General features: G+C 44.1%; 17 protein-coding genes and 1 pseudogene. 5 read left to right on the plus strand and 13 right to left on the minus strand.

The features are described from left to right. Positions 1–10 precede the first annotated feature (10 nt). From AB4161_RS19635 to AB4161_RS19645, 3 genes are all read right to left on the minus strand, one after another. Positions 11–961 (minus strand): iron chelate uptake ABC transporter family permease subunit, encoded by a 951-nt coding sequence (locus AB4161_RS19635; RefSeq protein ID WP_136978264.1) that lies wholly within the window; start codon positions 959–961, stop codon positions 11–13. Continuing rightward, positions 954–1907, minus strand: a complete 954-nt coding sequence (locus tag AB4161_RS19640) for an ABC transporter permease (protein ID WP_017061896.1) — start codon at positions 1905–1907, stop codon at positions 954–956. Before AB4161_RS19640 ends, AB4161_RS19635 begins: the two co-directional genes overlap by 8 nt. A 100-nt stretch (positions 1908–2007) precedes the next feature. Then, positions 2008–2940, minus strand: a complete 933-nt coding sequence (locus tag AB4161_RS19645) for a siderophore ABC transporter substrate-binding protein (RefSeq protein WP_017061897.1) — start codon at positions 2938–2940, stop codon at positions 2008–2010. Positions 2941–3868: 928 nt separating this feature from the next. Here AB4161_RS19645 and AB4161_RS19650 point away from each other — a divergent pair. After that, positions 3869–4078, plus strand: a complete 210-nt coding sequence (locus AB4161_RS19650; protein ID WP_004731601.1) for a hypothetical protein — start codon at positions 3869–3871, stop codon at positions 4076–4078. A 230-nt stretch (positions 4079–4308) separates the two neighbouring features. On the opposite strand, the gene AB4161_RS19655 is transcribed toward AB4161_RS19650, so the two are convergent. After that, a complete protein-coding gene (locus AB4161_RS19655; RefSeq protein WP_017061898.1) occupies positions 4309–4902 on the minus strand; it encodes a hypothetical protein in 594 nt (197 codons plus the stop codon). Positions 4903–5167: 265 nt separating this feature from the next. Between AB4161_RS19655 and AB4161_RS19660 the strand changes: the two genes are divergently transcribed. Further along, positions 5168–5329, plus strand: a complete 162-nt coding sequence (locus tag AB4161_RS19660) for a hypothetical protein (protein WP_019820087.1) — start codon at positions 5168–5170, stop codon at positions 5327–5329. Between the two features lie 225 nt (positions 5330–5554). After that, positions 5555–6094, plus strand: coding sequence for a DUF3332 domain-containing protein (locus tag AB4161_RS19665; RefSeq protein WP_017061899.1), 540 nt, complete (start codon positions 5555–5557; stop codon positions 6092–6094). 112 nt (positions 6095–6206) lie between these two features. On the opposite strand, the gene AB4161_RS19670 is transcribed toward AB4161_RS19665, so the two are convergent. From AB4161_RS19670 to AB4161_RS19685, 4 genes are read right to left on the minus strand one after another with little or no spacing between them, the layout of a single operon-like run. Continuing rightward, on the minus strand, positions 6207–6866 hold the full coding sequence (locus tag AB4161_RS19670; protein WP_017061900.1) for a potassium channel family protein: 660 nt from the start codon (positions 6864–6866) through the stop codon (positions 6207–6209). Further along, the gene (locus AB4161_RS19675; RefSeq protein ID WP_372083999.1) at positions 6867–7967 is read right to left on the minus strand and encodes an AI-2E family transporter; all 1101 of its coding nucleotides are present in this window, start codon (positions 7965–7967) and stop codon (positions 6867–6869) included. A gap of 22 nt (positions 7968–7989) precedes the next feature. Continuing rightward, positions 7990–9009: a DUF2955 domain-containing protein gene (locus AB4161_RS19680; protein ID WP_048606138.1), complete on the minus strand. Its 1020-nt coding sequence runs from the start codon at positions 9007–9009 to the stop codon at positions 7990–7992. Then, entirely contained in the window at positions 8999–10120 is a 1122-nt protein-coding gene (locus AB4161_RS19685; protein ID WP_108123335.1) for an HlyD family secretion protein, read from the minus strand. Before AB4161_RS19685 ends, AB4161_RS19680 begins: the two co-directional genes overlap by 11 nt. Before the next feature lie 159 nt (positions 10121–10279). Between AB4161_RS19685 and AB4161_RS19690 the strand changes: the two genes are divergently transcribed. After that, a complete protein-coding gene (locus AB4161_RS19690; RefSeq protein WP_017072267.1) occupies positions 10280–11275 on the plus strand; it encodes an AraC family transcriptional regulator in 996 nt (331 codons plus the stop codon). A 36-nt stretch (positions 11276–11311) separates the two neighbouring features. Here AB4161_RS19690 and AB4161_RS19695 read toward each other — a convergent pair whose 3' ends face one another. Next, positions 11312–12373 carry a diguanylate cyclase gene (locus AB4161_RS19695; protein WP_372084002.1) on the minus strand — a complete coding sequence of 354 codons (1062 nt, stop codon included), beginning with the start codon at positions 12371–12373 and terminating at the stop codon, positions 11312–11314. Positions 12374–12491: 118 nt separating this feature from the next. Next, positions 12492–13496 (minus strand): Solitary outer membrane autotransporter beta-barrel domain, encoded by a 1005-nt coding sequence (locus AB4161_RS19700; RefSeq protein ID WP_372084005.1) that lies wholly within the window; start codon positions 13494–13496, stop codon positions 12492–12494. A gap of 343 nt (positions 13497–13839) precedes the next feature. Between AB4161_RS19700 and AB4161_RS19705 the strand changes: the two are divergent. Next, positions 13840–14304: pseudogene (locus AB4161_RS19705) on the plus strand (hypothetical protein). 96 nt (positions 14305–14400) lie between these two features. Here the strand turns inward: AB4161_RS19705 and AB4161_RS19710 are convergent. The 3 genes from AB4161_RS19710 to AB4161_RS19720 form a co-directional block, all read right to left on the minus strand. After that, the gene (locus tag AB4161_RS19710) at positions 14401–15600 is read right to left on the minus strand and encodes a carbohydrate porin (protein WP_372084024.1); all 1200 of its coding nucleotides are present in this window, start codon (positions 15598–15600) and stop codon (positions 14401–14403) included. Positions 15601–15715: 115 nt separating this feature from the next. Further along, positions 15716–16375, minus strand: a complete 660-nt coding sequence (locus tag AB4161_RS19715; protein ID WP_017077484.1) for a DUF3299 domain-containing protein — start codon at positions 16373–16375, stop codon at positions 15716–15718. An 81-nt stretch (positions 16376–16456) separates the two neighbouring features. Continuing rightward, positions 16457–17836, minus strand: coding sequence for an amidohydrolase family protein (locus AB4161_RS19720; RefSeq protein ID WP_050619673.1), 1380 nt, complete (start codon positions 17834–17836; stop codon positions 16457–16459). Positions 17837–18144: the final 308 nt, after the last annotated feature.

The following is an 18144-nucleotide window of genomic DNA, read 5'->3' on the forward strand; positions in this document are numbered from 1 at the left end:
CTTACTACCTTTACTGAATTCTGGTGCGTAACAACAAGAACATAAAATACAAACCGCCGACCAAGTTAATAATCACACTCACAGTGGTTTCAAACGCCATCACTTTTTCGATAAACCATTGGCCAGAAACCAATAGCACGATCGCTAGTAAGCTGCTTGCGATGATAAGCACACGATGCTGATAAGATCGGAATATCTGGCGAGCTAAGCTTACGGTGATCAAGCCAAAGAACAGCACAGGGCCAACCAGAGCCGTAGACACCGCGACCATCACTGACACAATCACCAAGGTAATCTGAGTCAATCGCTTGGTGTTCACACCCAGGCTTGTCGCGTTATCAACACCAAGCCAAAGTACATCAAGCTTAGGCGCTAACAACCAAAGGCCAAGCAAGCTCAAACCCAAAGGAATAAGGCTGAGGTAAACCAACTCGCCTTTCACGTTATTGAAACTTGCGAACATCACATTCTGCAGCACCGCGAACTCGTTCGGGTCAATCAACATCGCCAAGAAGTTAGACAAACTCGAGAATACGCTGCCACATACGATGCCTATCAACAGCAGTGTGAATACGTTGTTTCGCTTGCTCTTAAAGTAGAAATGGAACAGAGCAAACGAGAACAAGATCATCACAGTCACAGACATCGAAAAGTTTGCGATCGAGTCAATCACCCAGAAGCTAGCACTGCCAAACACAAACAGAAGTACCGTTTGTACCAGCATATACAAGCTGTCAAAGCCCAAGATGGATGGGGTTAGAATTCGGTTATTAGTAATGGTTTGGAAAACCAATGACGACGCCGAGATCGCTACCGCCGCCAACACAATCGACAGCAATTTTGGTAGGCGCAGAGACAAGAAGAACTCGTAGTTATCCCACGTCAGCCCCTGCCCGATGAATAGCGCTGTCATACCCAAAGACGCGATAGCCAGAATCGCAATTTTTACTGAATCACGCATTCGACTTGTCTCTCATGATTAGGTAAATAAAAATCATGCCACCAAAGATGCTGATTACCATCGAGATTGGAATCTCATAAGGGAAGATGACGATTCGAGCTAGCAGGTCACAAGCCAACACCAAGATCACCCCCCAGTAGGCAGTCCAAGGCAGAATCTTCTTCATGTTATCGCCCATCATCAGAGACACGATATTCGGCACGATAAGGCCAAGGAATGGGATAACACCAACGATCATCACCACAGAGGAGGCACTGATAGCCACTAACGCAACACCAATGAAGACGATCTTCTGATAATTCAAACCGATGTTTTTCGCGAAGCTCTCACCGATGCTCGCCGCACTGAACTGGCTCGCGAAATAGTAAGCCAATACACAAGCAGGCACCGCGAGATAAAGGATTTCATAGCTGCCCTGCAACACGCTCGCAAAGTTCGCCATAGTCCATGCCGACATGGTTTGTACTAAGTCGTACTTATAAGCAATAAAGGTTGTTAGAGACGAAACAACGTTGCCATACATAATGCCAATCAAAGGCACCAATACCGCGTTCTTAAACTTGAGGTGTTGTAGGAAGCGAACCAATAGCATGGTGCCAAACACTGCAAACGCGAAGATAAAGCCTAAGTAGCTCCATTGCGCAGCATTGCCTAGCACTAGAATGCCGACAATGTAACCCAACATCGCACAGTCAATGGTGCCCATCGTCGAAGGCGCGGCAAACTTGTTCTGTACGATTTGCTGCATGATCAAGCCAGAAACACTCAATCCCGCTCCGGCAAGCACGATCGCGAGTAGTCGAGGAATCCGACTAACAATATAAATAGAATTGGCGTGTTGGTTGCCATTGAAGAAGTCACTAAAACTGATTTCAGCGACTCCAATCATCAATGACGCAACGCATAACACAACAAGAAATACAGCAGCTGCAATGGGTTTCAACATAGGAATAATACTAAAGATAGGTCTCGGGTAGCCCGTATAAAAAAGTGAAAAAGGGCTTATAAGAACACTCTTATAAGCCCGAAAATCTGATGGTTAGTAACTATTGAATCGTACGTTCAATGTCACTAAGCATTCTATGAATCGCTGTCACACCGCCACCAGCCAAATACCAAGCACTTGAATCAAGGTAAACGATATTGCCGTGCTGCGCTGCAGGTGTTGCCGCAACCAGTGGGTTATCAAACAGTTGTTGTGCGCGTCCTTCTGATTTACCAATCGCTTTTTCGCGGTCAAGCACGTAAAGCACTTCAGGTTTTGCATCAGCTATGTATTCAAAAGAGATTAGGTTGCCGTGTGTTCCTTTAATCGGAGCCACGGTTGCACTCTTTGATTCCACGAAACCAAAGTCATCAAAGATGATTGAGAAACGGCTGCCTTTGTTGAACATCGCAATGTTGTTACCGTTGTTCATTAGCATCATTGCTGAAGTTTCGTCAGACGCTACTTTGTCGTTTACCGCTGTGATAGAAGCTTGAGTCTCTTTAATGATCGCTTCGACTTCAGCTTGCTTACCAAAGATGTCGCCTAGCACACGCCAGTTTTGCTGAGCATCAGCCCAGTACTTGTCGCCTTCAATAGAAAACATGACAGTAGGAGCAATTTGTGCCAGTTTGTCGTAAACCTTAAGCATGCGGTTTTCCGCGATGATGATGTCAGGCTTCAACATGTAGATAGCTTCAAAATCAGGTTCGCTTAAAGAGCCTGTATTTGCCGTCGTATCTTTGTACGAAGCTAGGTAATCAGGCAGCAAGCTATGAGGCGCGCCAACTGGCTGTACACCAATTTTATCGAGCACGTCTAAGCTACCGTGGCCTAGAACCACCACTCGCTGTGGTACTTCAGTAAACTGCGCTGTGCCTTTCACATGCTCAATGGTGACGGTTTCCGCATGCGCGGTCATCATGAATGATGATGCTAGAACGATGGCAAGCCCGCTCAATAACTGGCGAACTGAATTGATTGTTTTCTTCATGTTTCTTCCTTTGCCATTGATACAAACCACCACTCATGACAATGAAAGTCACATTACTCATAGACGAGCATGGGGCGTACACAACTGCTAAATAACGATAATTTAAAGTCTGTCATTGGATTGACAACAAACTTGTAACGCAAGTGAGAACTATTATCAATTATATTTGCACTAAATTGGCGATACAACAACTTTATTATTCAGAAATGTAAAAGTGAGTATTCATATTTTGCGTAGTCAGGAGAGGTATTAGGAATCAGAAATATCAAAAAGACGCGAAGAGGAAAATACTCATCAACCTGAAGAAAAAAACAGATGGGGAAAGCACCCAAAAACCCTGTAATTACAACGCTGAACCCCAAAATCATGGATTGTAATTTACAATGTAAAGGTCATATATAACAGAGACTTAATCATCACCAAATTAGCTGATCAATTAAACCCACTAATGACAACGAATACGAACAGCTGAAAAGCCAAGACTCAGTCAGATATCATGGTCAAATCCCTGACCTTCGCTCATTTAACCTTCAGTAACCGATGGTAAATCACCCAAAAATATTTTTGAATTTAATTGAAAATAGGGTTGTAATTTTGAAAACTAGGCGTATAGTTCGCCACTTGGCTCTAATCTATAGAGCTGTTAATGCTAAAGTAAGTCCAAGTTCCACATAGACAGTTCTCGATTCCCTCGTTACACCATCTCTGCGTCAGCTTTCACCCAGATAGTCATTCAATAGCTTTTAAATTCGATCCTACTACCGATCTATCGTCATTTGCTCTTTTGTCAGCGAAGTCAGAATAGATCGAGCACTTAAATACAAATGTAATAAACACAAGGCACAGTTATGTCACGCAGAACAACACGACAAACCCATTGGTACCAACTATCACGCGAAAAAACAGTCAATAAACTAAAAGGTAATAAATGCTCAAGATTAAAATAGATTTACACAAAGAAGAGATTTCATGGGTCACCGAGATTCGACAGCTCAATAGCGATATACTCCACCGCCACATATTGCCCAAGCTACAACATCACAGCTATCTCATCGACTTTGAATTTAATGAACGAGAAAGCATCGGAACTATCGTTTCAGGCAACGGAAACACCCTAGGACATTTCACACTCCTATAGCATTTCCCAAAGGCTACAAAAGAAACACCATCTAGTCCCAAAGATGTAAAAGATGTCACCCTCAATTCGCTCTAGCAGAACAAAATAGAGTAGAAGTAAAACAGATCTGAAACCTAGCCCTTTTTGCATTTCACACGCGGCTAACGCTAGCTAGGTTATCGTACTTCTATTGAAACCAACTTATATCAAACTCTAAATCACCATTGAGTCATTATCAGTGCATTCATGGACTAATAAGTTAACGGCATCGACCTTAACTTCTGATCAAGAGTATATAAGTGTTCTGCAGCTTGCATGTGTTGAGGGTAATCACTGAACTTCTCACGATTCTCCTCATTCATCTTACATGTCTCATCCACCAGCATTAACTTCCAATACAGCTTCGTTGTATGCAACATCGCCAGTAACGGTTTGAACACCTCTTTCTCATAAGCTTGAATCAACTCTTCAATCAACTCGTCACGTTCGTCTTCGCTTGCGATTGAACCCTCGGTTGCCGACAACACTTTTTGATACTTCAGGTTTTGTTGCAGCTTATCCATGACCGTTTGGTTTTCTTCCGCTAAGTCAACAAGCTTCGACTTAATGATGTTTACCCAATTCGCTTGGCTCAGTACTGTGTCATCAACGCTGGTAAAATCTTCTCGTATTTGTCGTTCAACATCTTTTTGAGCTTTCTTTAAAACCGCACGCACCTTTTGGAAAGGCAGCTGATACTCCTTACTTAGCTCGATAATCAGTTTATGAAAACCACCATTTGGAAGGTGTAAGTTTTCTTTAAACGTCGCCATTGCAGCTTCTTGCTGTTCGGTAAGGTGAGTCATTCTGTTTCCTATTCTTTATCACTTATGGTGCTGAGCCCGCGATCATACCACTATTACCCTCGTTTTTTCGGTAACTTGATCAGTTACACCTCGCTATGCCGTTAAATTCTCTCAGCCCTTTCTCTTTTGGCTAGTTATTAACCCACTTGGCATAAAATGGTAAATCTCTATCGGCGAAAGTTCGTACATTACGCGCTCAGGGGATATCGCCAGACAGGAGTCGTTACTTACATATGAAAGACAAGCGCGAGAAATGAGAAAACAGATGACCTATTCAGAATACAAAGAATCCGATTTGCATAAGTGTGTAAGCATTGGTGCAGAAGCAATGGTATCCATTGCCAAGTTTGCCTTTAAAGCCACCACCCTTTTATTTCGATTTTTCCGCTGGCTTGTCGTATCGGCTTATACCTACGTGATGAAGTAATTCTATATGGGAGTCGTTGTTTTCATTACGACTTATCTAAATACCCCAAAGCGCGCCCTATTAGGTCGCGCTTTTTTTGTGCCCAGTTTTATACCTAGCTTGATGCCAAAAGTCCGAGTGCATTTTATATCGTCAGTGGCGCTAAATGGTAAAACTGACCATCGAATAAAAACCATACTACACCTGTTCCAACGAAACAGACTTCTAACTTATACAGGTACTAAAATGAAAAAGATTGCACTTAAAATTGTAGGACTAACGGTTTTGGCTTCTGCGCTAACTGGTTGTATCGGCAGCAACGCCGTAACAGGGAAAGTGATGAAATTTAACGTTGAAGTTGTCGATAACCGCTATGCCCGTGCAGGTGTAAACTTCTTATTAGCGCCTGTATACGGTATTACTACCGCAGCAGACTATGTGGTATTCAACTCACTTGAATTCTGGACAGGTAAAAACCCTATCAGCGGTTCACCACACGTATTTGATACAAAAACAGACACGCACTTCAAAGTGAACGATGAGCTGGACCCAAGCCTGAAAGAAGCCCCTGTCGGCCCAATTTCTAACAATCGCACCATTGAAACGGGTGAGATGATTAAGATCGACGAAAACACGATTCAAATGGACATCGTCTATACATCTGGGGAAACAGCGACTCTAACGGGCATCAAAGACGGTCAAAACGTTACCTATTACATGGATGGTCAGCTTGTATCGCAAACAACTATCGCTGAATTAGAGAAGATTCAAGGCACTGAAGCTTAAGGTTCATCGCCCACACAGAGTTCAAACTTAAAGAGACTTTTGAGCTCATAAAATAGAACAAGCCCGGCGATTGCCGGGCTTGTTTGTATGTGCTCTATTATTTGTAAATGCTCTATTGGGACTGAGACTGTGCAAGTCGAATGCTCACCAAACTCGCCACCATGATAGCTAAGTAAAAGCTGCCGATAATGGATTCCATAAACACAAAGAATTGAGCAATAGGCAGAGCTGGTGATATGTCGCCGTAACCAACCGTAGTCAAGGTGATAAAGCTAAAGTACATCGCATTAAACAAGTTCGTCAGCCAGACTTGCTCTTCTAACCCGTTAAAGGCATTAGGAAAGATCTCTAAAATTAACAAGTAGATGGTCGACCAAGCAAACCCTAGCAACAAGTAAATACAGATGGAGCCGATGATGTGATTGGGTGTCACCGTTTTGGCTTTCATCACCTGCTTCAACGCCGAGTAAATGTGTGAAAACAAGAACACAGCCAACGCCGATAGCGTCACTATCGACAGGTTATAGCCTTCCAAAAATGAAAACACGCCAGACACGAGCGCCGTAATCAATAACAGCCCATACCAAGAGCGATACAAGGCTCGCTCTTTATGAATACCGGCAATTGAACTCGCCAACGTAATAATGATAAGAAATAGGATTGTTTTCTGGCCTTGCGGATAAAACTGCTGCATCACCGCGCAACCAAGAAACAACACCAACAGTGCATAGAATAAGAAGTAGAAGTTGTCGTCTTTAGAGACTGGCTTCATCTATTTTCCCTCGACCTCTGCAGGTCTTTTCTCAGTTTCTTGTTGGTTTTTCTCTTCAAGTCCAAGCCACGCCATCATCAGCTCATAGCTTAAACTCAGTATCACAGCACCGACAAACAGACCGACGATGCCTGACATCGCCATTCCGCCCAGTGCACCCAATAGAATTACCAACATTGGAATGTGAGAGCCACGGCTCAGCAATACTGGCTTTAAGATAGCGTCACTGCCGCTCACCAAAATACACCACACTAAGAACAAGCTCGCCGCCAGTGTCGATTCAACGCTGAACATGTAGATGATCGCCGGTAATAGAGCGAGAATCGGTGGAAGTTGGATTATCGCAATGAGCAGCACAGCTAGCGCCCAAAACGCAGCTGCTGGAACGCCTGCAATCACCAAACCGATTGCCGACATCATGGATTGAATCACAGCCACACCAATCACACCTTGCACAACGCTTCGCACGGTCGATTTAGAGAGCTCTACCAACTCTTCACCTTTACCGCCCGTTAAACGCGCCACTAAGTGAGTCACGCCGGTTTTGCATTTATCGGCATTACTCATGAATGCACCCGCAATGATGGTAGAGATGATGAACTGAATAAAGCCGCCACCTAACGAGCCAAGAACAGAAGCCGCTTTCGTCGCAAACTGTTTAAGTTCATCCGCATACTTTATGAAAGTGCCTTCAATATTGTTGGAGGCGGCAACCAAGGTTGAATAAACCTTCTCACCTATGAATGGAATATCTTGTAAGGACTCTTTCGGTTTAGGCAATGACAATGTGCCATCTTGAAGCCCTGTCATCAGGTCAGTCGCGCTGGTGTAGATACCAGAAGAAAGCGCCGCCAAAGGAATAAATAGAAGAATCACACCAATAAAGCTCAGCAATGCACTGGCTTTACCTTTCGACATCCCGGTTTTATTTGAAATTGCGACCGCCACTGGATACAACGCAGTCGCAATGATCGCCCCCCATATCACCAAAAGAATGAATGGGCGCAAAATCGAAAAACACCAATACACGAGCATGGCAATCGCTGCGATCTTGATGGCAGCGTCTATCGCCTGTTTTGAAAAATCATCGGTTAACTTCATGAGACGTCCTTGTTAAACAAAATTAAGGCTGATTTTGTAGGAACTTCCAATTCCGTGTTTCTAGGAATAGAGAAGCCAAAATCATATATATGCCAATTAACACTAATTGGAATATGCGTATAAGGGTGTTGCTATCGATGTCACCGGAGCTCATCAATGTGCTACCAACAAGTACGAGCAACGTACTAAATGCAGTGGCGAAAATAGGTGCTTTTTCGGGAACCGTGTAGATCTTGGTAGCCATAAGAATGGCAATAAGTCCTATAAACAAAGAATAGAAGACAATGTTGGGTACTATGGAAAGAATTGAAAAAGCAGCAATCGCCAGCAATCCTCCGATACCGTTACTTATCACCAGAAAAGCGCTCAACTTTATCGACTTCTCTGACGTAATCATCAACGATAACAACGCGATGAACATCATTGTCAGTAAAGCTTCAGATATTTGAAAGATAAAGAAAAAACAAACCACTGGATAGGAGATGATCATCGCCCTAAAGGCTGCATACCAACGCTGTTTCTTTTCGAGTGGCGCAGCAGCGAAGCCAGAAAACGCCGATTTAGGCTCAGGGAAAAACACATGCACTAACGCAAAAAGCATTACTGAAACCACACCAGAGGTCGCTAAGCCAGAGGCCAGCATGACTGAAACGCCAGGGTTATCAATCGCCATGAATGGCAACATCAAGACCGCAATCAACAGTATGGTGGCGAACAGGTTCCATTTTGGGTCGACAAACAAGTAGTAGCCCCAAAGCATCATTAGCCCCACTAAAATCAGCAATGGGATTGGATAATGGGTAATTCCTCGCGACAGCAATAAACCTAACCCCATTGTGACCACAACGGCCAAGAGCAATTCGTAGACCGTTTCCTTATGGAGATTTGGTTTATCAATTAAGAACTTAGCTGTGAACACTGGCGCCACAAACGCAAGCGGCCAGTTTATCCACGCCGCCAAGAAAACAGCCAACGTGACCCCGACCGTAAATCGCAGGATCCGTTGCTGTGTTTGCTGGTCAGGAATCGGCTTATCGGACATAAGACAATACGCTAATCAAACGAATCCATACTTTGCCTATCGCGTTGAATACAAAGTTATCGCCGCTATAAACAATCACATCCGCTTGGCCACCCACTCGGAGCATGCCTGTCACTTCTTCATTATCAAATTCAATGGTTATGGGAAGCATCTGTGTTTGGCGCAACCAACCCGTTTGTTGGCTAGCTTGAGCAAGCTTACCTGCTTGGTCATTTTGCCCCCAATCAACACCCCAATCGATACTACTTACGCGCCCTTTTACCACTTTGCCCGGTGCGAAATCTAACGCCACTTCAACTTCATCACCGACCGTTACATTACCTAGGCTGTTCTCTCGATAATAAGCTTCAATCCAAATATCTTCGGTTGAAACAAAGGTCATGATTGCTTGCCCTGCTGATGCATAGAAACCTTCAGACAGGCTAAAGTTAGAGACACCACCTTGTGTCGGTGCAGTAATCACGGTGCGCTCTAGATTCAATTGAGCTTGTTCAAGTGCCAGCAACGCCGCTTTCACTTGGCTATTTTCTTCGCCTTCTTTACCCATTTGTTTCTTAGCACGGTCAAGGTCAGCTTCTGCATTCACAACCGCCGCACTAGAGGTCGCTAATGTTGCTCGCGCTTTATCTGCATCTGATTTAGAAACGACACCTTTATCGGCCATCTCTAAAACACGCTTAGCTTGCAGTTTGGTATTTTGTCTTTCAACAATGGCTGAGGTGAGTTTCGCTTGTGCTGAAGCAATGCTCGCGGTTTGAGCGCCGACATTTTGGCCTGCAATCTCTAAATTTTGCTCGGCTTGTTGTACGGCTATTTGGTAATCAGACTCATCTAAAATGGCTAGCTTATCGCCTTGATTAACCAGTTGGTTAGGTTGAACAAGAATATCGAGCACTTTACCCGACACCTCAGGTTTGATTGGAACGATATAACCTTTGACACGAGCATTATCAGTAATAGGGATGATGCGGTCTGAAATGATACTGAAGATCAACATGAACGCTACGAACAACAATAAGTAGTTGGTGACCTTTCTTACTTTGTCTTTTCCATTTTCTTGCTGGCCAACTTCTTCCTTGGCTTCTTGCGCATTCCCGTTGACTTCTGACATGGGACTCCCTTCTAGATAACTAACATCAACAAAATTAATACTTTAAAAATAAGCCCGGTGATGGAAAACTCAAGTAAATAGGGTTAGATTTAGTAAACAAAACGTTGCAAATGATATGCACGTCTAATAGTGCGACAATATATACAGGATTGTATTCCAATGAGCTCTAGTCACTACCAAGTCCCGGTAATTCAAACGAACTACGCCAAAATTCTGGTTCAGGTTTTTTCTGACTATGGTCTCGACCTCCACCTTTTGCTCAAAGATTCTGGTTTACCGCCCGATCTCATTGAATCAGAAAGCGACTTTGTGCCATCAGAATCGATTAAACGTTTGATTTATCTGACATCCGCCCAACTTGGCGTATCTCGGTTCACCGATATTCTTGGACTCGCATTTCGACGTCGAATCATCCCAAATGTCTTGCATCAATTTACCGAATTCGAAACCATTGGCGATGCACTAAAACAGATCAATTCAATCTTTGCCTATGATTCACCAGGCAGCAAAGTCGAGTTTATCCAAGAACACGGTCAGAACTGGTTTTGCCGGACAGCCCCGGAAGACAACTCCCCTATGTTTCAATGGGGCGAAGCTTTCGCTGTTATTTATATCATCGAGTTAATAACCATTTTATCGCAATCACCATGGTTACCGACTAAAGTTCGCTTGCAAGGGCATGACATCGATGTCGTCAAAACACTGGTATCAAGTAACTGCCAACTGTTTGTTGATCATTCGTCGACTGCTGTGCAGATTCCTGATGAGATCTTACAACTCCCAATCCGTCTTACGTCTAAAGACCTCAGTACAAAACCGACACTTATTGAGTGGCATACCAGCTTTACCGATAGTATTTATGAGCTTCTAAAACCGTACATGAAAGAACAAGACCTCTCTCTTGAAGAGGCGGCAGAGCTGCTCAACTTTTCAGTGCGAACGTTCCAACGCAAACTCAAGAATGAAAACACCACTTATCGAAAGATCAAAGAGAACCTGATGTTTTCTGTAGCTTGCGAGCTGATGGAAGAAGGCCACACGCTGACCTACATTTCTAGCCAACTCGGTTACACCAACATCTCTCATTTTTCTCGTGCATTTAAGCGTGTGTCTGGCCTTACGCCGAAGATTTACCAACGCTCAATCTCGGCTTAGGCTTCGCTCGATTGATTAACCAAGCACGGCCTACATCTAACCAAGGGCAATTGGAGTAGCACAGCCTGGGCTAGAGCTACACACTCTATTTCGCCCGTTACCTTTAGCGCGGTAAAGTGCCTTATCTGCACTGCGATAGGTCGCTTCGGCTTGCGCCTGTATTTCAGACACACCACTGCTCACGGTCAGGTTCAATGTTGTCCCTTTGGTAATCACTTCTTTCAGTCGATACATCGCCTCAAACGCTTCTGCCAAATTGGTTTCAGGCATCAAGATAGCGAACTCTTCTCCGCCTACTCGCGCGACGATATCAGTGTCTCGGCTGTTGTTTCTCAACAGTTCAGCGACCTCTTTCAGCGCTGAATCACCTTGGTCATGACCGTGATTATCATTGATAGCCTTGAAGTGATCTAAATCGATCAACGCCAAACAGGAATGTGTGTAACCATAACGCTCTGCCAGGTTAGAATAATGTTTTAAGTCGTTATCAAAGCGGCGTCGATTCCAACAACCAGTTAGTGAATCGGTTTCCACCAGCACTCTTAAGCGACGCTCTAAAACCTTTCGTTTGCTGATATCGGTAAACGTGACCACGTACTTTTCGTTATGTGGTAATAGTTCCGAGAGCTTTTCAACCACCACGTTAACCGTGAAATGCTCGCCAAGGCGGCTAACACCGCTCAACTCCCCTTTCCACCTTTGGTTTTGTTTAAGGGAAGTAGCGATAGTCGATACCAGACCGCTGTTATTCATAAAACAGAGGTCAGAAATGGGGCGAGCTTCGACCTGGTCAAACGCATAACCAGAGACTCGAGAAAACTGCTGATTAACCTGAATTATTCTCAATTGACTATCGAGGACAATAAAGCCAGCCACGCCATCAATGATCGCCTCAGACAAACTGTTCTGGCTTTGATTAACTTCGTGTCGATACAAGCGGGCTGTGCTCAATGTGCATAAGAGAAATAGCGCGCACACGGAAAAAACCATGGCTGCAGTGGAAGCGATGCTCAGCAACCACAAGCTAACTAACGTATTTAAGACAAGCACAGAGACAACGTAAAACGGTGCTCTGCGATCAAAACTTAACTTGTTCATAATGTGCTCGGGTGATGGACAGAGCGCTATGATGACTAAGTTTTACCAACAAGATTTACCATTTTACGACACATACAAATTCAAATTAGATGCTGAGCCGCGCACTCAACGACTTATGCTAGTTATTGAGCAAAAATAGCAAGCTACCTCCACTCAATGAACTGCCGTAGTTAAAGTTGATCCCAACACCAAAGTTATCAAAGAAGTAAGAGTCGTAAGGCACATCAAAGACTAACCCTGCGCCAAATTCATAGTAATAGTGCGTATCAAGCGGATCTGTGAGATCCCCTGCTACATCGATTCTTCGAAAGTTGTAATGAATTTGAGGGTTCTTTAAAGACCAAGCATCTAATACCACATTTTGTCTGAATTCAATTTCATTGATAAAGCGTAAACCTTCAGGGTTGCCGATATCGCCATCATTGGCTTCACCCCATCCCGTTCCATAGAAATAACGCGCTCTTGATGAAACATTCCAACTTCCCCACTCTTGTTTCTGTAGGTATTTGAGTTTGACCGACGGCTCGCCAATCAATGCCCATGCAGAAGTATTCAAAGCGTATCCATCGAGCTGAGATTGAAAAGCCTGGGAGTAGCTATTGTTGTATTTATATTTATTGCGGTAATAGAGCAAGTGAGTGCCTAAGCCATACGCGATAGACCAACGTTGGGTTAAATGGTTTTGAACCCCGAAAAAGCCATACAGGCCCAATACTGAGTCTTTATTCGGATTCACACGACGGTCAGAGGTCACTTCCGGTGAGATTTCAATATCCTGTTCAGAAAGCGCATAAGACCCTCGCACAGACCAAATAAGGTCAAGATCAGGATCATCGGTGTTAATCACCGAAGAATAAGGAATGGAGCCCACACTCACTTGGCTTCGAGTATCGATGGTTTTATCGGAGCCAAAACCATTGTCGTTCAAATTGATAAATGAATTTGGGTCAAAATCAACAAAGCCAATAGAAACCGCATCACTGTCAGTCAACGCTATAGAAGCCGCGAATATCTTCTCTAAACGATTTTGAATCGCTTCATTTGAGGCATAGGCCGAGGATGAAAAAAGGCCAGTTAAGATCAGAGCAATAGAAGAGGAATACAGCGATTGGGGTGAAAGCATTAAGTTGACTCCATTCAAACTTATGCTTCAAGTGTAATTGGTAACTTAACTATTTCAATCAGAGAGTTAACGGTGTGGTTGATACTGCTCTCAGTTCCAACTGCAAGAGCGTTGCCAAATCGATGGCTCCCCAAAGCTCTTCTACGTCTTGGATTCTAAAATGAATAATCATATGTGCCTCTGTCTAAATTGGAGTCTTATCTTGGATCATTCTTAAAACCCTTACTTACCATAATACGCCAAGCCGACTTTAAGACCTGTTTCGCATATAAAACAATAAGCGTTTGAAAATTATAAGATTAACTCCTAAGTTTTTTATAACCCTTTACTCAGGAAGAAGTAGATGAGCAATATAGAAAAAGTATATGGATTTAATACGCCCCAACGACTCTTTGTCGGATACACCCTTGCGGTACTCGTCGATTTAACCGTTCTTAATTTTTTTTAATACTGGGACTTCGTCAATATCGAGTCATTCACCATCTCATTTGCAGCTGCGATTTTGCTGCAGCTATTACTCAAATTGTCTATAGGCTTAGAACATAAGCTGGCGGATTACTTCAAATCTAAACCGGGGACTGCACCTAAGATTTATCGCGGTTTATCCAGTTACGTGATTTTGGTGGGCTCTAAGTTTGTGATGTTGGAAGCCATCAATATCTTATTTGGAGACAAGGTAGATTTCACAGGCCCATGGAATGGTGTGGTAGCGTTCTTCGCTGTGGTATTCACGATTTTGGTCGCAGAGATTGTTGTTTCAAAGATCTACTTCGCACTCGATGATACGCCCAAAGCCGAAAAAGCATAGCCGCTTTTCTTTCACATCTAAGACAAAAAAGTGAGCCTATCAAGGCTCACTTTTTACATCTATTCTTTACGTTTCAGCGATTAACAAGCAGAGCTGTTAGATAAAGACTCTCGCTCTAACACCGAATACCCAAGCGCTGCTTTCATTGGAGAATGCAGGATCCTTTATGTACTGGATGTCAGGCGTTACTTGGAAATGGTCACCAAACTGCATGTTGTAGTAGATCTCTGCTATCCACTGCTCTGTACTACCGCTTATAGCTTTCGCATCAGCTGCAAAAGAATCACCATTCACTTCCGCCCAGTTTAGCGCTACACCAAGGTTGTTGGTCGGTTTTCCTAATCCAAAGTACCCCATACCAACAGAAATCGACTTATCGTAAAGGGCAACATCCCCTTCAGAGAAACCACCTCGCACAAACGGCATCACTTGATCAGTCATGAACTGGCTCCATGAGAAGTTAACGCCCGAGCCACCTTCCGCAGCAAGGCTATTACTATGACGAGTATCGTCACCAAAGTCCCAGAAAGTCACATGGAAGTTATCGGTGTAGATCTGCTCTTGCGAAGCCGTCCAGCCTAACTCCAGTGTGGTGAAGTAAGAGGCATCGCTGCCAAAAGCGGTATCAAAGCCATCAAAAATGTCATCTGATTTACCCTTTGCGTCCGCGATACCACCGACCACATAAAAGTTTTCGCCTAGCATATGACCGGCAGAAAGGGCCAATACACCGTCATCCGGCAAGCCCATCGCACCGGAGCCTGTCGAGAATGCCAAGTTAGTAAAGCCAGACCACGGGCTTGCTAGAGCGTAAACATCCGCATAGTTCGTTACATCCTGCCAACCGACAACAATAGTCCCTTTGCCATCATTGATTTTTTGCTTCCAGTTTAAGTCCGTAACACGAAACCCTTGGTCACTGTATGCAGGGCCAATTGCACCAACATAGCCAAGAGGGCCGAATGAATAGTCTTTTGGCGCAGTATCACCATAAGCATGCCTATGTTCCACCTTCCAAACCAGGCTACCTGAGTTCTGTGTGCCCTTACCTAATAGATGCCATGAACCGTATAATCGTGCCACACCCGACGATGCATCAACGCTATCGCCGCCAACCCCATCCCCAGAGGTCAGCCCCAAAGCAAAGTAATCTGCACCAAATGTAAAACCATCTTCAGCTAATGACTCCCTCCAAGATTTCTTTTGTGCTTTCTGCTCTGCAATTGTATTTTCAACAGAATCTGGGCCTTCAAAGTTAGCGCCGTAAACAACGCCGCTCATTGTGCTCGCTGCCATCACAATTGCCATACTTACTTTAGAGAATCTTGAGTTCATCATGTCACCAGTGCTTTTTAAGTTAGTTTTATTTTAGTTATTACTCACATTGAAAATTGTCATTTGATGACAACCATTAATTTTCTTTTTCATAATAGTCTTCGATCATCGAAGCTTTCATTTCATAACCCATAGTGAGGTTACTTTTGCCATCGACTAGGAAGACCTCTTCAGTCACTTTGTTCGAGCTAAAGTCACCTTCTACCCACACTGGGTACTGAACATTTTGTACCTGAAAGCCTTCAGGGAAAGACACGCGCACAATCTGGTTTGCAGGTGGTGGTGGCATGTGAATACACGCACCCGCCACGGGCACTAACAGAAACTCTGTAGCTGTCATTCCTTCTGAAAATTCCAGTGGAACAATGAAACCGGGAACTCGCACTTTCTTGCCATCAAACTCTGTCGTGATGGCTTCGGCGTTTGCTTTCATGGTTTGCATGTATTCATCACGCAGCGCGATCATTTCGTCTGCGTCTACACCCTGCTCTTTTAGCGTTTGTTTAAATAATAAAACCTGTTGTTGAGCTTGCTCTTCCTCTGATGCACTCATTGCTATCACACCTTGTAATAGACGCATTTGTTGATCGGTGAGATCCGGCATTTCTACTTTCGTTTCGTGAGACTCTGAGTTCAGGTCTTGCCACTCAAGATTCATCGCTGTTTCAGAAAAAGTAGGAAAAGCAACGGTCGTCAGTGATACCACCGACAGGATAAGAGAAAGCATTTTTTGCATAAGGAACACCTTGAAGAGAGGTGACCTACCCAAATAGGTCACCCATTAAAGCTTAATTTTTGACTGAGTTGTCGAACTGAGTTACAGCGTGTTTTTGTAGACTTTGCCGTCTTTCATGATGACTTTGATGGTATCGATTTCAGGGCTGCGCGGCTCTGCATCAAACCATTTTTCGTTTGCCCCAATCACTGACAAGTCTTCAAGTGGGTTGCCTTCAACAATAATGATATCGGCGTATGCGCCCGCTTCAATCACGCCTAACTTACCCTCTGGGTATGGGTCCATCACGCCAGATAACTTAACGATCTCACCGTTTACCGATGTCATCCCTTTCAAAGTGAAGAAGTTGCCTAACTCTTTACCTGCAAGGAAGATCGTGTGGTCGGTTTGTTTGATACAAGAAACCACGTCACCGACACAGTCTGTGTGGAAACCCCATTTCGGTTGGTACTTGTTTACATTCGAGATGTAGTCTTTGAATGCTTTGGTTGCCGACTCCGCTTTACGCTTAGAGGCTGGGTTCGAGTTAATCGCTTCGATCTGTGTCAGGTAAGGTGAAAACGCGGTCATGTTAGTTGTGATGTAGGCGTCTTTATCTTCCATCTTGTCGGCAATATCGCCATCGAACATGAAACCGTGCTCGATCGTTTTAACACCCGCATCCAAGTTACGCATGATCGCTTTTTTGCTGTAAGCGTGAGACATCACGTAAGAGCCATACGCATCAGCAATTTCAACGGCGGCTTCAATTTCTTCCGCAGACATCGCATTCAGCTGCCAAGGGTCAAATGATGATGCCACACCACCTGATGACATGATCTTAATTTGCGTATTGCCTTGCTTGAAGTTTTGGCGAGCAGCCGCTTTGATTTCGGTAATACCGTCGGCATTAAAGCTGACGCTATTTCGCGCCATACTGGTCGATGAACCAAAGAAGTGTTGGTTAGCCGTGGTTAGGTTACTGAAATCGGCATGCGAACCCGTCGGGCCAATAAATGCGCCTGATGTGTAAAGTCGTGGGCCCGGCAACATGCCTGAATCGATAGTCTTACGTAAGCCAGTATTCAAGCCACCAGCATCACGCCACGTGGTGAAACCCGATTGAAACGCGGCGTTCGCGTTGACTGTCGCTCGCGCGGCTAACTCTTCGATCGTTCGGTTGTTTTCGTGGTCGCTTAGGTTACCGCCGTTAAGCAATAAGTGTCCGTGGCCTTCGATTAAACCTGGCATTAACGTTTTGCCTTCGCCGTCAATCACTACAGCGTCACCAGCCTCTATCGGGCTCGCAGAGATTTGTTTGATAAGATTGTCTTCGACTAATACATGATGGTCTTCGTACAATTTGTTTTCAGTACCATTGAACACATCGACGTTAGTAAATAGCGTTGATGCTGCATTTGCAGAAAGAGCAAATGAACACGAAAGAGCAACAACAGAGAGCTTTAAGCCTGCATTTTTCATTTATACACCTTGATTCCGTTTATGAGTGGAGTCCACTTCCCATAACGATTCCGTAACTACTAATGAGTGTCATGAGGTTTCAAAGGTGTTTTTGTTAGCCGCGATAATCACAAAAATCTAATCAAAATTCCGGGGAAAAATCGAGGCAAAAACAACTCATCAACATTCAATAACTTAGTAGTGATACTGCCAGTGTTCAAGGTTGATAAATGGCCATTTGGTGACAATAAATAATTATGCGTTCAGGCTACGGTTTCTGCTTACTGGCTGGAGTTTTTACTTATTGGCTAGAGTTTCGCTGCGGAGCT

The organism is Vibrio sp. 10N.286.51.E5 (genome assembly GCF_041469125.1).
GTDB classification, from domain to species: Bacteria; Pseudomonadota; Gammaproteobacteria; order Enterobacterales; family Vibrionaceae; genus Vibrio; species Vibrio crassostreae_C.